The following is a 16,487-nucleotide window of genomic DNA, read 5'->3' as shown; positions in this document are numbered from 1 at the left end:
TAGGGCGAATAGCGCCCCGGCGCTATCCGCCAGCGCACCGGTACCTCGTCCTACCCGAGCGCTCCGTGCGCCCAGCGCCGGTAGAGTCCGCGCGCCGCGGCGTCGAGCAGGTAGCCGAGCAGGCCGATCAGCAGCACCATCGCCATCAGCTCGGAGTACGCCAGGCGATCGCGGGTGTCGAGGATGTAGTAGCCGAGCCCGGCGCTGACGCCGAGCATCTCGCAGGGCACCAAGACGATCCAGAGGATGCCGATGGCCAGGCGCACGCCGGTCAGCACATGGCCGAGGATGCCCGGCAGGATCACCCGGCGCAGGGTTTCCCAGGGCGTGGCGGCGAGGCTGCGGCTCAGTTGCAGCCAGCGCGGGTCGAGCTGGCGCACGCCGGCGGCGGTATTCAGCAGGATCGGCCAGAGCGCGGCGAAGGCCAGCAGGAAATAGATCGGCTGGTCGCCCACGCCCATCAGCATCACCGCGATGGGCATCCACGACAGCGGCGAGATCATCCGCAGGAACTGAAACGCCGGAGTGGTCGCCGCTTCCAGGTTGCGCGAGGCGCCCACCAGCAGCCCCAGCGGCACTCCCACCAGCAGCGCCAGGAACAAGCCCAGCAGGACCCGTTTCAGGCTCACCAGCACATGCTCGTAGAGTTCGCGGCGTTCCAGCAGTTCACCCAGGCTGAGCAACGTCGCCTGCGGCGAGAAGCGTGCCGAAAGGCCGTCGGCGGCGCCGAACAGGGCCACGCCGAGCCACCACAGGGCGAACAGCGCCAGCAGCCCGGCAACGCCCAGCGCGCCCTGGCGCAGGGTCTGCCTCACGGGCTGATCTCCTCGCTGCGCTGGAAGCCCTCGGCGAGGCCGAACGCCTGCAACCCGCCGACCTCTGCCAGGGCCTGGCGGACGAAGCGGTCGTCCACCAGGTCACTGGCCACCTGGCGCGGATCGAGGCTGGCGAGGAAGGCATTATTGCCTTCGATCAGGGTGTCCTTCAGCCGCCGCACCAGTTCCTCGGTATAGCTCGGATAGGGATAGGGCTGGAAGTCGATGCGCCGCTCCTGCCAGTCGGCGTGGCGGATCGCGCCGCTGGCGAGATAGGCCTGCTGCTCCTCGGCGCCCGGCGCCAGCACCCGGCCGAGGACCTCCGGCGCGTGCGGCGTGTAGCGGTTGGCTCCGGCCTTGGACAGCAACTGTGCGGCCTCGGCGCGGTGCTCGCGAGTCCATAGCTGGGCCTTGACGATGGCGTTGACCACCTTTTGCGACCACTGCGGCCGCCGCTCCAGGTCGTGTTCGTGCATGAACACCACGCAGCAGGCGTGGTTGCGCCAGACATCGCCGGTGAAGCGCTGTACCCGGCCGACCTTGAGGTTCTCCGCCAGGGCATTGAACGGCTCGGCGACGATGTAGCCGTGGATGCGCTTGCTGGCCAGCGCCGGCGGCATGTCCGAAGGCGGCAGCACCACCAGGTTGACCTCGTCGCCGGCCAGCGCCGCGCCCACCGCACGGCTCACCGCGCGCAGGCCGTTGTCGCGCAGCAGTTGCTGCAACACCACGTTGTGGATCGAGTACCAGAACGGGATCGCCACGCTCTTGCCGCCGAGCTGGCGCACGTCGGCGATCTCCGGAGCCACCGTGAGCCCCGAGCCGCCGACGTGGTTCCAGGCCACCACCTTGGCCGGCACCTTGCTGCCGTAGCGGGCCCAGACGGTCATCGGCGACAGCAGGTGGATGACGTTGACCTGGCCGGAGATGAACGCCTCGATCACCTGCGCCCAGCTACGCAACAGCACCGGCCGTTCGGCCTGGATGCCCTCGGCCTCGAACAGGCCGTTGGCATGGGCCACCAGCAAGGGCGTGGCGTCGGTGATCGGCAGGTAGCCGATGCGCACCGGCGCGTCGGGTTCGGCGGCGGCACGCGCCTGCAGGCTGCTCAGCAGCGGCAACGCGCCGGCAGCGCTGAGCAGCGCGGCGAGCTTGAGGATGTCACGTCGGGAATGGGTCGGGTCGTCCAGGCACATGGGAGGCCTCCGGCTGAGCGATGGGATGGGCATGGGTGCGGCTCGCCCGCCGTAGGGTTTTCAGGATCTCGATGCGCAACGCGCCCAGTTCCTCGACCAGCTCCGCGCGTGGCTGCGGCAGGTCGATGCGCCACTCGCCGAGGGTCCGCGCCGGGCTGTCACCCAGTAGCAGGATGCGTTCGGAGAGCAGCAGGGCCTCGTCGATATCGTGGGTGATCAGGACCACGGCGGTGCCGCGCTCGTGGATCGCCCGCAGCAGCAGCTGCTGCATGTCGGCGCGGGTCACTTCGTCCAGCGCGCCGAAAGGTTCGTCGAGCAGCAGCACCTTCGGCTGCCGCGCCAGGCAGCGGGCCAGCGCGGTGCGCTGGGCCATGCCGCCGGAGAGTTGCGCCGGGTAGCGGGCACGGGCGTGCTCCAGGCCGACCGCGGCGATCGCCTGGTCGACGCGGGCCTGGCGGGTGGCCGCGTCGAGGTGCGGCTGGCGGGCGAAATCGAGGCCGAAGGCGACGTTCTTCTCCAGGTTCAGCCAAGGCAACAGGCTGGGGTCCTGGAACGCCACCGCGACGCCCGGATGCGGGCCGCGCAGGGGCTCGCCGAGTACCCGCACGCTGCCGGCGGCCGGCTCCTGCAGGCCAGCCAGCACGCGCAGCAGGCTGGACTTGCCGACCCCGCTGGGACCGAGGATCGAGACCACCTCGCCGGCGCCCAGGCGCAGGTCGAAGTCGCCGAGCACCGCCTGCCAGCCGGCACCGCGCGGATAGCCGAGGGCGATCCCGCGAGCGTCGAGGAGCGCCTCGCTCATGCCTTGGCCTCGGCCTGGCGTTGCAGTTCGGCGCGCAGTTGCACCAGGCTCGGCGTAACGATCGGGACGAACGCCGACTCGCGCCAGCGGCGGGCGAAACCGGCGCCGTGCTCGCTCAGGTAGGCCTTGCCGCCGCTGGCCTGCAACTCCAGTTGCACGGCATTGGCGGCGGCTTCGGCGAGCCCGATGCGGATGCGGAACAGGCGTGCCGGCTGGCTGGCGAACTCGCCGCTGGCCAGTCCGGCGTGCAGCGCCGCCACGTGCCCGTCGAGGGTTTCGCGCTGTGCCGCCAGCTCGCCATCCAGCAGCGAACGGCAGCCGCCCAGGTGCCGCTGCACTTCGTCCAGCGCGCGGCGCGCCAGGCCGATGGCCATGCCGCATTGCAGGCCGAGGAAGGCCGGGCGCACCCGTGGCAGGAACTGCCGGGCGTCGTCGTGCAACAGCCAGTCGCGCCCGACCGCCACCGCGCGCAGGTCGAGGGCGGCGGTGTTGCTGCATTGCAGGCCGAGCAGGCGCAGGTCCGCCGAGCGCTGCACGCCGGCGAGTCCTTCGGGAATCGCCAGGACGAAGGGACTGCCGCCCTCCCCGCGTTCGATCGCCGCCGCCACCACGAAATCGCCGCTGCGCAGGTTGGTCACCCACGGCAGGCGACCGTCCAGGCGCCAGCCGGCCTCCTCCGCGTGCGCCACCACCTGCAGCGCCTCGATCCCGGAAAGGAACTTCATCGCGTTGGACAGCCCGGTGGCGCCGGCCAGGCGGCCGGCCAGCAGGTCGCCGAGCAGGCGTTGGCGCAGTTCCTGGTTGGGACTCTGCAACAGGTACTCGATGAAGGCGCGCTGGCCCCAGAAGACGAACGCCGCGGTCAGCGAGCGCGCCGCCACCGCGGCCACCCGCTCCACCGCGTCGGCGAGCGTGCCGCCGGCGCCGCCGAGGCGTTCCTCCACCGCCACGCCGAGCACGCCGGCGGCGGCCAGGCGCGGCAGCAGCGCGGCGGGATCGGCGTCGCCGCGGTCGAGGGCGTCGGCCTGGCGGTCGAGCCAGTCGCTCAGGGTCGGGTCAAGCATGGTCGTCACTCCTTGCGCCGGCGCGGCACGCCGCCCGGCAAGCGCAGGCTCAGGCCTGCGGGTTGGTCCAGCGATATTGCTCCAGCTCGGCATTGAGCGGCGTGCGGGCGAACACGTTGGCGAAGTTGCAGAGCGTCGCCAGGCTCACCCCGAGGATCACTTCCAGGGCCTGGGCCTGGTCGAAACCAGCGGCGCGGAAGGCTTCGAACTGTTCGTCGGTGACCGCGCCGCGGCTGGCGATCACCGCGCGGGTGAAGTCGGCCAGGGCTTCGTAGCGGGCATCGGGCAGTTCGCCGCGGGCGCGCAGGGCCTCGATCACCGGCTCCGGCAGGCGCGCCTTGTTGCGCGCCACCGCGGTGTGCCCGGCAACGCAGAAGTCGCAGCCATGGGTGGTGGCCGCCACCAGTTGCACCACTTCCCGCTCGGGCAGGCCGAGGCTGGCCTTGGCGTTCAGCCCGGACACGGTGAGGTAGGTTTCCAGGGCGGCCGGCGCATTGGCCAGCACGCCGAGCAGATTCGGGATATAACCCGAGTTGTTCAGCGCGGTCTGGAGGAACGGACGCGCCGCCTCGGGGGCGTTTTCCAGGGTGAGCACGGGAACGCGTGACATGCTTTCGACTCCGGTGGTTGAGGTGTCGAAGAAGTCTCTTGGTAATAAGAAATCCATTCAATATTCTAAAGTCGCTATCACTTGCTCTTGAGTCTTTCCCTTAGATGAATTCGTCCAACCCGCTTGTCGATTGGTTATTAGACAGCCTCGAAGTCGACACCAGCCTGTTCCATGTCGGTCGCTACTGCGGCGGCTGGCATGCCTCCACCCACGGCCTGGCGCGTGCCAGCTTCCACCTGGTGGTGCAGGGACACTGCTGGGCGCACGTCGCCGGAAGCGCCCGGGGCTGGCGACTGGACAGCGGCGACGCGCTGTTCTTCCTGCGCGACGTCGAGTTCCGCCTGTCCAGCGAGGCCACCGCCGAGGCCGCGCGCTGCCAGCCGCGCGGCGAAATGCAGGCGCTGGAGTGGAACGCGGCGGACGGTGCCGGCCTGGTCTGCGGGTTCTTCCACTTCCATTCGGGATTGTCCGGGCTGATCGTCGACGCCCTGCCCGACTGGCTGATCCTGCGCGCCGGCGATCCGGCGCTGGACGCGGCGCGACGCCTGTTCGCCCTGATCGTCGACGAGTGCCGCCGCCAGCCGGCGCCGTCGCCGGTGCTGCTGGAACGCCTCAGCCACCTGCTGTTCCTCTACGTGTTGCGCCAGCAGGTGCTCGACAACCCGACCCTCGGCGGCCTGGTGGCACTGGCCCGCCAGCCGCAGTTCGCCGGCCTGCTGGAAGCGCTGATCGAGGCACCCGAACAGCCCTGGAGCCTGGAACAGATGGCCGAACGCACCGGACTCTCGCGCTCGGCCTTCTTCAAGCGCTTCAACGAACTCAGCGGTCAGTCGCCGGGACAGGTCCTGCTGGCCCTGCGCATGCACCGCGCCTGCGCCCTGCTGCGCGCCGACGCCAGCGTCGCCGAGGTCGCGGCGGCGGTCGGCTACCAGTCCACCGCCGCCTTCACCCGTGCCTTCCACAAGGCCACCGGACAGCAACCGGGGGCCTATCGCAAGGCCAGCCGCTGATCAGCGGAGGCCGATCGGCACCGAGCAGGCCAACGGCGCTGAAGCGGGGTCGAAGAGCGCGCGCCTCGTCAAGCGCCCGGTCCGCAACGGCAACCCGGAACACGCCACGCCCCGGCCTTGGGGTGGATGGCGGCGGACAGCGCCACGGCCGCTGCCCGCCCCTGCACAGCCCCGCCGCTTCGGGCTAGGATGTGCCTTCGTTCCCCCGGTCGGCCCGCGCCCATGCCCAGAGCCAGCAAAGTCACCGATCCGTCCTACGAGCTGATGGACGACCACGAAGGCCATTCGCTGATCTACCGCCAGCACGGCTTCCCCAGCCCGCTGGTGCGCTGGCACTTCCACAAGGAATACGAACTGCACCTGATCGTCGCCAGCTCCGGCAAGGTATTCATCGGCGACTACATCGGCAACTTCGCCCCCGACACCCTGTTCCTCACCGGCCCCAACCTGCCGCACAACTGGATCAGCCAGGTCGAGCCCGACGAGGTGGTGGCCCGGCGCGACATGCTGGTGAACTTCACCGACGAGGTGCTGGAGGACGGCAGCGGCGTATTCTCCGAGCTGAACCGCCTGGCCCCGCTGCTGGCGCGGGCGCGCTACGGCATCGAGTTCCGCGACCCGGCGCTGATCGGCGAAAGCCGGCGACTGTTGCAACGCATCGCCGACAGCGGCGGCATGACCCGCCTGGGATACTTTTTTATCCTCATGGAACAGCTCGCCGAATGCGAGGACTACCAGTTGCTCTCCACCGTCACGTCCTCGCAACTGGCCGACGAGCACAACGTCGAACGGATCAACCGGGCGGTGGACTACATCTTCCAGCACTACGCCCAGGACCTCACCCAGGAGCAGGTCGCCGCCCACCTGGGCATGACCCCCACCTACTTCTCGCGCTTCTTCAAGCAGGCCGCCGGGCGCGGCTTCGTCGAGTTCGTCAACCGCCTGCGCATCAGCAAGTCCTGCGAGCTGCTGGCCCGCAGCGAGCTGCCGGTGACCGAGGTGTGCTTCGAGTCGGGCTTCAGCAACCTGTCCAATTTCAACCGGCGCTTCCAGCAGCTCAAGGGCATGACGCCCACCGGCTACCGGCGCCTGGTGACCCAGCGGCTGACCGAGCAGAACCTGCTCTGAGCCTCCAGCGCCCCACCCCGGCGGTGCAAAAAAGTATCGGTCGAAGTGCAGTCGAGGCTTTGTCGGTTGCGTGACGCGCCTGTGTAATCGGCAGCGAGCGACACAAAAACAATAATGTCTTCCGCGCCGCCCGCCGGCCCGGAAGAGGAGTTCACCGATGAACGACTCGATCAAGGCCTGCCTGGCCGCCGCCTGCCTCGCCCTGCCGCTGCTGGCCCAGGGCGCCGAGACCCTGACCATCGCCACGGTCAACAACAACGACATGATCCGCATGCAACGCCTGTCCAAGGTGTTCGAGGAAAGCCACCCGGACATCGCGCTGAAATGGGTGGTGCTCGAAGAGAACGTCCTGCGCCAGCGCCTGACCACCGACATCGCCACCCAGGGCGGACAGTTCGACCTGCTCACCATCGGCATGTACGAAGCCGCGCTGTGGGGCGCCAAGGGCTGGCTGGAGCCGATGAGCGGGCTGCCCGCCGACTACGCCCTGGACGACCTGTTGCCCTCGGTGCGCGACGGTCTCTCCGTCAAGGGCACGCTGTACGCCCTGCCGTTCTACGCCGAAGCCTCGATCACCTACTACCGCAAGGACCTGTTCCAGCAGGCCGGGCTGCGGATGCCCGAGCAACCGACCTGGACCCAGCTCGGCGAGTTCGCCGCCAGGCTCAACCGCCCGGACCAGGGCCAGTACGGCATCTGCCTGCGCGGCAAGGCCGGCTGGGGCGAGAACATGGCGTTGATCGGCACCCTGGCCAACGCCTTCGGCGCACGCTGGTTCGACGAGCGATGGCAGCCCGAATTCAGCGGCGGCGAATGGAAGAAGGCTCTCGACTTCTATGTCTCCACCCTCAAGCGGTACGGCCCGCCCGGCGCCTCCAGCAACGGTTTCAACGAGAACCTGGCGCTGTTCAACAGCGGCAAGTGCGCGATCTGGGTGGACGCCAGCGTCGCCGGTTCGTTCGTCACCGACAAGAGCCAGAGCAAGGTCGCCGACGCCACCGGCTTCGCCTTCGCCCCCCGGGAAGTCACCGACAAGGGCGCCTCCTGGCTGTATTCCTGGGCCCTGGCGATTCCCGCCAGCTCGCGCGCCAAGGACGCGGCGAAGGCCTTCGCCACCTGGGCCACCTCGCAGGCGTACGGCAAGCTGGTGGCGGACAGGGAAGGCGTGGCCAACGTGCCGCCCGGCACCCGCGCCTCGACCTACAGCGAGGCCTACCTGGCCGCCGCGCCGTTCGCGCGGGTCACCCTGGAATCGCTGAAGCGCGTCGATCCCAACCATCCGACGCTGAAGCCGGTGCCCTACGTCGGCATCCAGTTGGTCACCATCCCCGAGTTCCAGGCCATCGGCACCCAGGTCGGCAAGCTGTTCTCCGCCGCCCTCACCGGGCAGATGAGCAGCGACCAGGCGCTCGCCGCCGCGCAGCAGAGCACCGCCCGCGAGATGAAGCGCGCCGGCTATCCGAAGTAGTCCGCCGCCGGGCGCAGCCGCGCCCGGCGCGGCGCTGCTCGAGCGCTTGCCCTTGAAGATCCAGACGGAGTCGCCATGAACACCTCGGCCCTCGATACCCCGCTCCCGGCCCGTCCCGCCCACCGTCGCCTCCAGCGCCGCCGGCGCGGACCCGGCTGGCTCCTGGTCAGCCCCTCGGTGGCGCTGCTGCTGTTGTGGATGATCGTGCCCCTGGGCATGACCCTGTATTTCTCGCTGATCCGCTACAACCTGCTGTATCCCGGCGAGAATGCCTTCGTCGGCCTGGAGAACTTCACCTTCTTCGTCACCGACGCCGGCTTCCTGCCCGGCGCGCTGAACACCCTGCTGCTGGTGGGCAGCGTGCTGGCGATCAGCGTGGCGTTCGGCGTGCTCATCGCCGCGCTGCTGGAGGCCGGCGAGTTCTTCGGTCGCGGCGCGGTGCGGGTGTTGCTGATCTCGCCGTTCTTCATCATGCCGACGGTGAGCGCGCTGCTCTGGAAGAACCTGATCTTCCACCCGGTCTCGGGCATCCTCGCCGCCGTCTGGCGCCTGTTCGGCGCCGAGCCGGTGGATTGGCTGGCGCACTATCCGCTGCTGTCGATCATCCTCATCGTCTCCTGGCAATGGCTGCCCTTCGCCATCCTCATCCTGATGACCGCCATGCAGTCCCTCGACCAGGAGCAGAAGGAGGCCGCCCGCCTCGACGGCGCCGGTCCACTGGCGATCTTCTGGCACCTGACCCTGCCGCACCTGGCGCGGCCCATCGCGGTGGTGCTGATGATCGAGACGATCTTCCTGCTCTCGGTGTTCGCCGAGATCTTCACCACCACCAGCGGCGGCCCCGGCTACGAATCGACCAACCTCGCCTACCTGATCTACAACCAGGCGCTGCTGCAGTTCGATGTCGGCATGGCCTCGGCCGGGGGCCTGATCGCGGTGCTGATCGCCAATATCGCCGCCATCGTGCTGGTGCGGATGATCGGCAAGAACCTTACCGAGCGCAGCTGAGGAACCCGCCATGCTGACACTCAAGCAATCCCGCCGCCTGCGCAACGCCCTGCTCGGCCTGCTCTGCTGGGGCATCGCCCTGCTGCTGTTCTTCCCGATCTTCTGGATGCTGCTGACCAGCTTCAAGAGCGAGATCGACGCCTTCGCCACGCCGCCGCAGTTCATCTTCCAGCCGACCCTGGAGAACTACCTGCACATCAACGAGCGCAGCGACTACTTCGCCTATGCCTGGAACTCGCTGCTGATCTCCTCCTCGGCGACCCTCCTGTGCATGCTCGTCGCGGTGCCGGCGGCCTACTCCATGGCCTTCTTCGAGACCCGCCGCACCAGGCGCACGCTGCTCTGGATGCTGTCGACCAAGATGCTTCCGCCGGTCGGCGTACTGATGCCGATCTACCTGCTGGCCAAGCAGTTCGGCCTGCTCGATTCGCGGCTGGCGCTGATCATCGTCTACACCCTGATCAACCTGCCGATCGTGGTCTGGATGGTGTACACCTACTTCAAGGACATCCCCGTGGACATCCTCGAAGCAGCGCGCCTGGACGGCGCCGGCACCTGGCAGGAGATCGTCCGCGTACTGCTGCCGATCGCCCGCGGCGGGCTCGCCTCGACCCTGCTGCTGTCGCTGATCCTGTGCTGGAACGAGGCCTTCTGGTCGCTCAACCTGACCTCCTCGGCCGCCGCCCCGCTGACCGCCTTGGTCGCCTCCTATTCCAGCCCCGAAGGACTGTTCTGGGCCAAGCTCTCGGCCGTCTCCACCCTCGCCTGCGCGCCGATCCTGGTCTTCGGCTGGATCAGCCAGAAGCAGCTGGTACGCGGCCTTTCCTTCGGCGCCGTGAAATGAAGCGCATCCCCATCCTTTCGTCCACGGAGGTATTCCGCCATGGCTGATCTCAAGATCCGCAACCTGCAGAAAGGCTTCGACGGCCAGGCCATCATCAAGGGCATCGACCTCGACGTCCGCGACCGCGAGTTCGTGGTCTTCGTCGGCCCCTCCGGCTGCGGCAAGTCGACCCTGCTGCGCCTGATCGCCGGCCTCGAAGAGGCCAGCGGCGGCAGCATCGCCCTCGACGGCACGGACATCACCGACACCCCGCCGGCGAAGCGCGACCTGGCGATGGTCTTCCAGACCTACGCGCTGTACCCGCACATGACGGTGCGCAGGAACCTCTCCTTCGCCCTCGACCTGGCCGGCGTCGACAAGCGCGAGGTCGCCGCCAAGGTCGACGCCGCCGCACGCATCCTCGAACTGCAAGCGCTGCTGGAGCGCAAGCCGCGCCAGCTCTCCGGCGGCCAGCGGCAGCGGGTGGCGATCGGCCGGGCGATCGTGCGCAACCCGAAGATATTCCTCTTCGACGAACCGCTGTCCAACCTCGACGCCGCCCTGCGCGTGCAGATGCGCCTGGAACTGGCGCGGCTGCACCAGGAACTGGCGGCGACCATGATCTACGTGACCCACGACCAGGTCGAGGCGATGACCCTGGCGGACAAGGTCGTGGTGCTCAACGGCGGGCGCGTCGAGCAGGTCGGCTCGCCGCTGGAGCTTTACCACCATCCGGCCAACCTGTTCGTCGCCGGCTTCCTCGGCACGCCGAAGATGGGCTTCCTGCGCGGCCATCTGAGCCGCAACCAGGGCGAGCGCTGCGAGGTCGCCCTCGAATGCGGCGCGCGCGTCGGCCTGCCGCTATGCGCCGGCGAGCTGGCCACCGGCAGCCCGGTGACCCTCGGCATCCGCCCGGAACACCTGAACATCGCCCGCCCGGGCCATGCCTTCCAGGGCCTGCTGCGGGTCGCCGCCGACGTCAGCGAGCGCCTGGGCAGCGACAGCTTCTGCCATGTCCGCGCCGACTCGGGGGAAATGCTCACCCTGCGCGTGCGCGGCGATTTCGCACCGGACTACGGCGCCCCCCTGGAGCTGGGCTTCGATCCGGCGCACTGCCATCTGTTCGACAGCAACGGCCAGGCCCTCGACAAACGACTGCAACAGGCGGCCTGAAGCCGCCAGCGGGAACCCACCGATGAAACTCAACCGGCAGCACCTCCCCCTGCTGGCGACCGCTGTCGCCCGCCCGTCCTACGACCCCGCGCAACTGCGCCAGGGCATCGTCCACATCGGCGTCGGCGGCTTCCACCGCGCGCACCAGGCGGCCTACACCGACGCCCTGATGAACCGCGGCGAAGCCCTCGACTGGGCGATCTGCGGCGCCGGCCTGCGCAGCGACGACCGCGCCATGCGCGACGCCCTGGCCGCCCAGGACTACCTCTACACCCTCTACGAGCTGGGCGACCAGCCGGACACCGAGGTCCGCGTGATCGGCGCCATCAGCGGCATGCTGCTCGCCGAGGACGGCGCCGAGGCGCTGCTGGAAAAGCTTGCCGAGCCGGCCATCCGCATCGTCTCGCTGACCATCACCGAAGGCGGCTACTGCATCGACGACGGCAGCGGCGAGTTCCTCGCCGAGTTGCCGCTGGTGCGCCACGACCTGGCCAACCCGCGGACCCCGCGCGGGGTCTTCGGCTTTCTCTGCGAGGCTCTGCGGCGGCGCCGCGACACAGGCGTGCCGGCGTTCACCGTGATGTCCTGCGACAACCTCCCGCACAACGGCGAGGTGGCGCGCAAGGCGCTGCTGGCCTTCGCCGAACGGCTCGACCCGGGGCTGGCGCGCTGGATCGCGACGCACGTCAGCTTTCCCAACGCCATGGTCGACCGCATCACCCCGATGACCAGCCCCGCCCACCGCCGCCAACTGGCCCAACGGCACGGCGTGGAAGACGCCTGGCCGGTGGTCTGCGAACCCTTCGTGCAATGGGTGCTGGAAGATCGTTTCAGCGCCGGGCGTCCGGCCTGGGAAAAGGTCGGCGTGCAGTTCACCGACGACGTCACGCCCTACGAGGAGATGAAGATCGGCCTGCTCAACGGCAGCCACCTGGCGCTCACCTACCTGGGCTTCCTGCGCGGCTACCGCTTCGTCCACGAGACCCTCGGCGACCCGCTGCTGCGCCGCTACGTGCGGGCCTTCATGGACCGCGACGTGGCCCCACTGCTGGCGCCGGTACCGGGGATCGACCTGGAGCGCTACAAGGACAGCCTGGTCGAGCGCTTCGCCAACCGCGCCATCGCCGACCAACTGGAACGGGTCTGCTCGGACGGCTCGTCGAAGTTTCCCAAGTTCATCGTCCCCACCGCCAATCGGCTGATCGCCGCCGGCCGGCCGCTGGAACGGGTGGCCCTGGTGGTGGCGGCCTGGGCGCTGTACCTGGGCGGGGTCGACGAGCATGGCGAGCACTACCCGATTCCCGATCCGCGCGCCGCCGAATGCCAGGCGCTGGTTGCCGAACGCCACGGCCTGGGCCGGCGCCTGCTCGGCGTGGAGACCGTGTTCGGCCCGGCGATCCCGGCCTCGGCGGCCTTCGTCGAGGCCTTCGAGCGCCTCTACGACAGCCTGCGCCGACACGGCGTCAGCGAAACCCTGCGCCAGGTACTCGGCGAATGACTCCGGAGGGCCGCATGCACGGATTGTTCCTCGGCATCGATTGCGGCACCCAAGGCAGCAAGGCGCTGCTGCTCGACGCCGGCAGCGGCTGCACGCTGGGCCTGGGCAGCGCCGCGCAGCGCCCGCCGGAAGGCCGCGACGGACGCCGCGAGCAGGACCCGGCGGACTGGCTGGAAGCCATGGCCAGCGCGGTACGCATGGCCCTGGAAGAAGCCGCGGTGGACGGCCGCGAGGTCCGCGCCCTGGCGGTTTCCGCCCAGCAGCATGGGCTGCTCCTGCTCGACGCCGAGGGCCGGGCGCTGCGCCCGGCCAAGCTCTGGTGCGACACCGAGAGCGCGGCGGAGAACCGCGAGCTGCTGGAAGCCCTCGGCGGCCCGGCCGGCTCGCTGGAACGCCTGGGGCTGGTGCTCGCGCCGGGCTACACGCTGTCCAAGCTGCTCTGGAGCAGGCGCCGCTTTCCCGAGCTGTTCGCCCGCGTCGCGCACATCCTCCTGCCCCACGACTACCTCAACCACTGGCTCACCGGCCGCGTCTGCAGCGAAGCGGGCGACGCCTCCGGTAGCGGCTACTTCGACGTGCGCCGGCGCACCTGGGCCAGCGACGTGCTGGAGCTGGTCGAGCCGGGCGGACGCCTGGCGGCGGCGCTGCCGGAGCTGATCGAGCCCGGCGCCTGCATCGGCAACCTGCGCCCCGAAGCGGCCGCCGCCCTCGGCCTGGCTCCCCACACGCGGGTCGCCGGCGGCGGCGGCGACAACATGCTCGCCGCCATCGGCACCGGCAACATCCGCCCCGGCCTGCTCACCGCCAGCCTGGGCACCTCCGGCACCCTGAGCGCCTATGCCGAGCGGCCGCTGGTCAGTCCGCACGGCGAGCTGGCGACCTTCTGCGCCTCGTCCGGCGGTTGGCTGCCGCTGGCCTGCACGATGAACCTCACCGGTGCCTGCGGCCTGGTACAGGACCTGCTGCACCTCGACCTCGACGAATTCTCCCGGCTGGCCGCCCAGGCGCCGGTCGGCGCCGAGGGTCTGCTGATGCTGCCGTTCTTCGACGGCGAGCGGGTTCCGGCGCTACCGTACGCCAGCGCCAGCCTGCATGGCATGACCGCGGCCAACCTGAGCCGCGCCAATCTTTGCCGGGCGGTGCTCGAAGGCACCGCCTTCGGCCTGCGCTACGGCCTCGACCTGCTGCGCGCCAGCGGCCTGCCGGGCGAGGAAATCCGCCTGGTCGGCGGCGCGGCGAAGAGCCCGCTGTGGCGGCGGACGCTCGCCGACCTGCTCGGCCTGCCGCTGGTCTGTCCACGGCAGACCGAGGCCGCCGCCCTTGGCGCGGCGCTCCAGGCGGCCTGGAGCCTGGGCCGCGAAAGCGGCGCCGGTGAAAGCCTGGAAGCCCTGTGCCGGCGCTGCGTGGCGCTCGACGAGGCGACCCGCACCCAGCCCCAGGCGCGACGACAGGCAGCCTACGAACAGGCCTACCGGCGTTACCTGGAGCACCTGCCTCCGCGATAATGGCCGGTTTTCCTTCCTCTTCTGGCGTTTTGGAGATCTGCATGTACCTGGTGTGTGGCGAGGCCCTTTTCGATGTCTTCAGCCTGGAAAGCGCTGCGCGCAGCAACGAGCTGGGCTTCACCGCGATCGCCGGCGGCTCGCCGTTCAACGTCGCCGTCGGCCTGCGCCGGCTGGGCGTGGAGGTGGCGCTGTTCGGCGGGCTGTCCAGCGACTACCTGGGCGCGCCGCTGCGCCGGGTGCTCGAAGAAGAAGGCGTGGACTGCGGCTTCCTGGTGCCCAGCGACGCCCCGACCACCCTGGCGATGGTCGGCCTCGACGCCAGCGGCTCGGCGCAATACCAGTTCCGCGGCGAGGGCTGCGCCGACCGCCAGGTGCGCCTGGAACACCTGCCGACGCTGGATGGGCGGATACGCGGGCTGCACGTCGGCTCCTACACCCTGGTGGTGACGCCGGTGGCCGACACCCTGCTGGCGCTGGTCCGGCGCGAGAGCGGCCGGCGCCTGGTCAGCCTGGATCCCAACGTGCGCCTCGACCCGCAGCCGGACATCGACCTCTGGCGGCGCCGGGTCGAGGCCTTCGCCAGTCATGCGCACCTGATCAAGGCCAGCGAGGAAGACCTGGCCCTGCTCTACCCCGACCGCGATCCCGGCGAGGTGGCCCGCGGCTGGCTGAACCCGCGCTGCCGGCTGGTCTTCGTCACCCACGGCGGCGCCGGCGCCAGCGTGCACTGCACCCACGGCAGCTGGAGTCGCCCGGCGGATACCGCCCTGGCGCTGCGCGATACGGTCGGCGCCGGCGATACCTTCCAGGCGGCGACCCTCGCCTACCTCCGCCGCCTCGACGCCGACAGCCCGGCCGGGCTAGCCGCGCTGTCGCGGGAAGCGATCGACGCGATGCTCGCCTTCGCCATCCGCGCGGCGGCGGTCACCTGCTCGCGGGTGGGGCCGGACCTGCCGTTCGCCCACGAGCTTTGAGGCCGGTCAGGCCGAGGGCTGCCGCCCGGTCTAGCGCCCCGGCCGCGCCAGCCACTCCCGGCCCTTGAGCATGGCGTTCCAGTACACCCAGGGCAGTACGTGGCGCTTGAGCAGCCAGGCGAAGCGGCTGGCCGCGGTGGGCTCCAGCGGGAAGGTCGGCAGCAGCTTGCCGGCGTAGCCGAACTCCGCCAGCACCACCCGGCCGCGCTCGACGGTCAGCGGGCAACCGCCGTAACCGTCGTAGCGCAGCGGCAGGCCACGGCCGCTGCGCAGGCCGAGAAGGTTCTCGGCCACCACCACGATCTGCTTGCGCGCCGCCGCCGCGGTCTTCGCGTTGGCGGTGCCGCAGACATCGCCGAGGGCGAAGATCTCGCCATGGCGGACATGTTGCAGGGTCGCCGGGTCGACTTCGCACCAGCCGGCCGCGTCGCCCAGGCCGCTGGCGGCGACGAAGGTCGGCGGCAGCTGCGGCGGCACCACGTGCAGCAGGTCGAAGTCCTTTTCCGCCAGATTGGTGTTGCCGTCGGCGTCCTTCACCTCGAACCAGGCCTTGCGCGCCGCGCCGTCGACCTTCACCAGGTTGGAATTGAACGCCAGCTCGGCCGAATACTTGCGCACGTATTCCATCAGCGGCGGAACGAAATCGGCGACGCCGAACAACGCCGCGCCGGCCAGGTCGAACTCGACCTCGATGTCTTGCAGCACGCCCTCCCGCAGCCAGTGGTCGCAGGACAGGTACATGGCTTTCTGCGGCGCCCCGGCGCACTTGATCGGCATCGCCGGCTGGGTGAACAGCGCCTTGCCGCCACGCAGGCCGCGCACCAGCTCCCAGGTGTAGGGCGCCAGGTCGTAGCGGTAGTTGGAGGTGACGCCGTTGCGCCCGAGGGTCTCCTCCAGGCCCTCGATGCGCTCCCAGGCCAGGCGCAGGCCGGGGCAGACGATCAGGTTGCGGTATTCCAGGCTGCCGCCACTCTCCAGCAGTAGCCGGCGCGCCTCGGGGTCGACCCGCTCGACACGGGTGCGCAGCCACTCCACGCCGGGCGGGACCAGCCCGGCCATCGGCCGCGCGGTGTCGCCCTGGGCGTAGGCGCCGCCACCGACCAGGGTCCAGCCCGGTTGGTAGTAGTGGGTGTCCGCCGGCTCGATCAGGCTGATACGCAACCCCGGCGAACGTTTCAGCAGGCTGGCGATCACGCCGATGCCGGCCGCGCCGCCGCCGATCACGGCGATGTCGGTGGTGAGTTCTGAAGCGTTAGCGCTCTGCATGGGAGTTCCTTCGACGATCCGAGTGGGTGGGCGCGCGCCAGGCCGCCGCGCGCGAAACCCTATCACCCTAGCAGCACGGCGCCGGCGCGCGGCATCCGGCTGTAATCCGCCGGTAACTGTTGCCCTGGCAACAGCGGAGCAACAGGC

General features: G+C 69.9%; 15 protein-coding genes. 9 read left to right on the top strand and 6 right to left on the bottom strand.

Translation table 11 applies throughout. The annotated features are described in order from the left end of the window. Window positions 1–50 precede the first annotated feature (50 nt). Genes HMPREF2924_RS14230 through HMPREF2924_RS14210 form a run of 5 tightly spaced genes read right to left on the bottom strand, consistent with a single transcriptional unit; the run spans window position 51 to window position 4,487 of the window. Window positions 51–815 carry an ABC transporter permease gene (locus HMPREF2924_RS14230; RefSeq protein WP_003089428.1) on the bottom strand — a complete coding sequence of 255 codons (765 nt, stop codon included), beginning with the start codon at window positions 813–815 and terminating at the stop codon, window positions 51–53. Beyond that, window positions 812–2,011 (bottom strand): ABC transporter substrate-binding protein, encoded by a 1,200-nt coding sequence (locus HMPREF2924_RS14225; RefSeq protein WP_003089429.1) that lies wholly within the window; start codon window positions 2,009–2,011, stop codon window positions 812–814. The genes HMPREF2924_RS14230 and HMPREF2924_RS14225 overlap by 4 nt, the downstream gene beginning before the upstream one ends. Next, window positions 1,977–2,813: an ABC transporter ATP-binding protein gene (locus HMPREF2924_RS14220; RefSeq protein WP_003131641.1), complete on the bottom strand. Its 837-nt coding sequence runs from the start codon at window positions 2,811–2,813 to the stop codon at window positions 1,977–1,979. The genes HMPREF2924_RS14225 and HMPREF2924_RS14220 overlap by 35 nt, the downstream gene beginning before the upstream one ends. After that, window positions 2,810–3,877 carry an acyl-CoA dehydrogenase family protein gene (locus HMPREF2924_RS14215; protein WP_023094718.1) on the bottom strand — a complete coding sequence of 356 codons (1,068 nt, stop codon included), beginning with the start codon at window positions 3,875–3,877 and terminating at the stop codon, window positions 2,810–2,812. Before HMPREF2924_RS14215 ends, HMPREF2924_RS14220 begins: the two co-directional genes overlap by 4 nt. Before the next feature lie 49 nt (window positions 3,878–3,926). Then, on the bottom strand, window positions 3,927–4,487 hold the full coding sequence (locus HMPREF2924_RS14210; protein WP_003089433.1) for a carboxymuconolactone decarboxylase family protein: 561 nt from the start codon (window positions 4,485–4,487) through the stop codon (window positions 3,927–3,929). A 104-nt stretch (window positions 4,488–4,591) separates the two neighbouring features. Here HMPREF2924_RS14210 and HMPREF2924_RS14205 point away from each other — a divergent pair, with 104 nt between their 5' ends. The 9 genes from HMPREF2924_RS14205 to HMPREF2924_RS14165 all read left to right on the top strand — a co-directional run bounded on the left by HMPREF2924_RS14205 (window position 4,592) and on the right by HMPREF2924_RS14165 (window position 15,074). Next, window positions 4,592–5,497 (top strand): AraC family transcriptional regulator, encoded by a 906-nt coding sequence (locus HMPREF2924_RS14205; protein WP_003089436.1) that lies wholly within the window; start codon window positions 4,592–4,594, stop codon window positions 5,495–5,497. Window positions 5,498–5,719: 222 nt separating this feature from the next. After that, the gene (locus HMPREF2924_RS14200; RefSeq protein ID WP_003089438.1) at window positions 5,720–6,625 is read left to right on the top strand and encodes an AraC family transcriptional regulator; all 906 of its coding nucleotides are present in this window, start codon (window positions 5,720–5,722) and stop codon (window positions 6,623–6,625) included. Window positions 6,626–6,782: 157 nt separating this feature from the next. Then, window positions 6,783–8,093 (top strand): ABC transporter substrate-binding protein, encoded by a 1,311-nt coding sequence (locus tag HMPREF2924_RS14195; protein ID WP_003105362.1) that lies wholly within the window; start codon window positions 6,783–6,785, stop codon window positions 8,091–8,093. Window positions 8,094–8,168: 75 nt separating this feature from the next. Beyond that, a complete protein-coding gene (locus tag HMPREF2924_RS14190) occupies window positions 8,169–9,101 on the top strand; it encodes a carbohydrate ABC transporter permease (RefSeq protein ID WP_003089441.1) in 933 nt (310 codons plus the stop codon). Between the two features lie 10 nt (window positions 9,102–9,111). Further along, window positions 9,112–9,945: a carbohydrate ABC transporter permease gene (locus HMPREF2924_RS14185; RefSeq protein ID WP_003089444.1), complete on the top strand. Its 834-nt coding sequence runs from the start codon at window positions 9,112–9,114 to the stop codon at window positions 9,943–9,945. Between the two features lie 39 nt (window positions 9,946–9,984). Continuing rightward, window positions 9,985–11,097 carry an ABC transporter ATP-binding protein gene (locus HMPREF2924_RS14180; RefSeq protein WP_003089446.1) on the top strand — a complete coding sequence of 371 codons (1,113 nt, stop codon included), beginning with the start codon at window positions 9,985–9,987 and terminating at the stop codon, window positions 11,095–11,097. Between the two features lie 22 nt (window positions 11,098–11,119). After that, complete coding sequence (locus HMPREF2924_RS14175; protein ID WP_003131590.1) at window positions 11,120–12,595, top strand: mannitol dehydrogenase family protein; 1,476 nt, start codon at window positions 11,120–11,122, stop codon at window positions 12,593–12,595. Continuing rightward, window positions 12,592–14,100, top strand: a complete 1,509-nt coding sequence (gene xylB / locus HMPREF2924_RS14170; protein WP_003131588.1) for a xylulokinase — start codon at window positions 12,592–12,594, stop codon at window positions 14,098–14,100. Before HMPREF2924_RS14175 ends, xylB begins: the two co-directional genes overlap by 4 nt. 41 nt (window positions 14,101–14,141) lie before the next feature. Next, window positions 14,142–15,074: a carbohydrate kinase family protein gene (locus tag HMPREF2924_RS14165; protein WP_003131587.1), complete on the top strand. Its 933-nt coding sequence runs from the start codon at window positions 14,142–14,144 to the stop codon at window positions 15,072–15,074. A 30-nt stretch (window positions 15,075–15,104) separates the two neighbouring features. Here the strand turns inward: HMPREF2924_RS14165 and HMPREF2924_RS14160 are convergent, their stop codons facing one another. After that, window positions 15,105–16,340 carry an NAD(P)/FAD-dependent oxidoreductase gene (locus HMPREF2924_RS14160; protein WP_003131586.1) on the bottom strand — a complete coding sequence of 412 codons (1,236 nt, stop codon included), beginning with the start codon at window positions 16,338–16,340 and terminating at the stop codon, window positions 15,105–15,107. Window positions 16,341–16,487 lie beyond the last annotated feature (147 nt).

It is taken from the genome of Pseudomonas sp. HMSC063H08 (assembly GCF_001813645.1).
GTDB lineage: Bacteria > Pseudomonadota > Gammaproteobacteria > Pseudomonadales > Pseudomonadaceae > Pseudomonas > Pseudomonas aeruginosa.
This window is presented reverse-complemented; position numbering and strand designations above follow the sequence as displayed.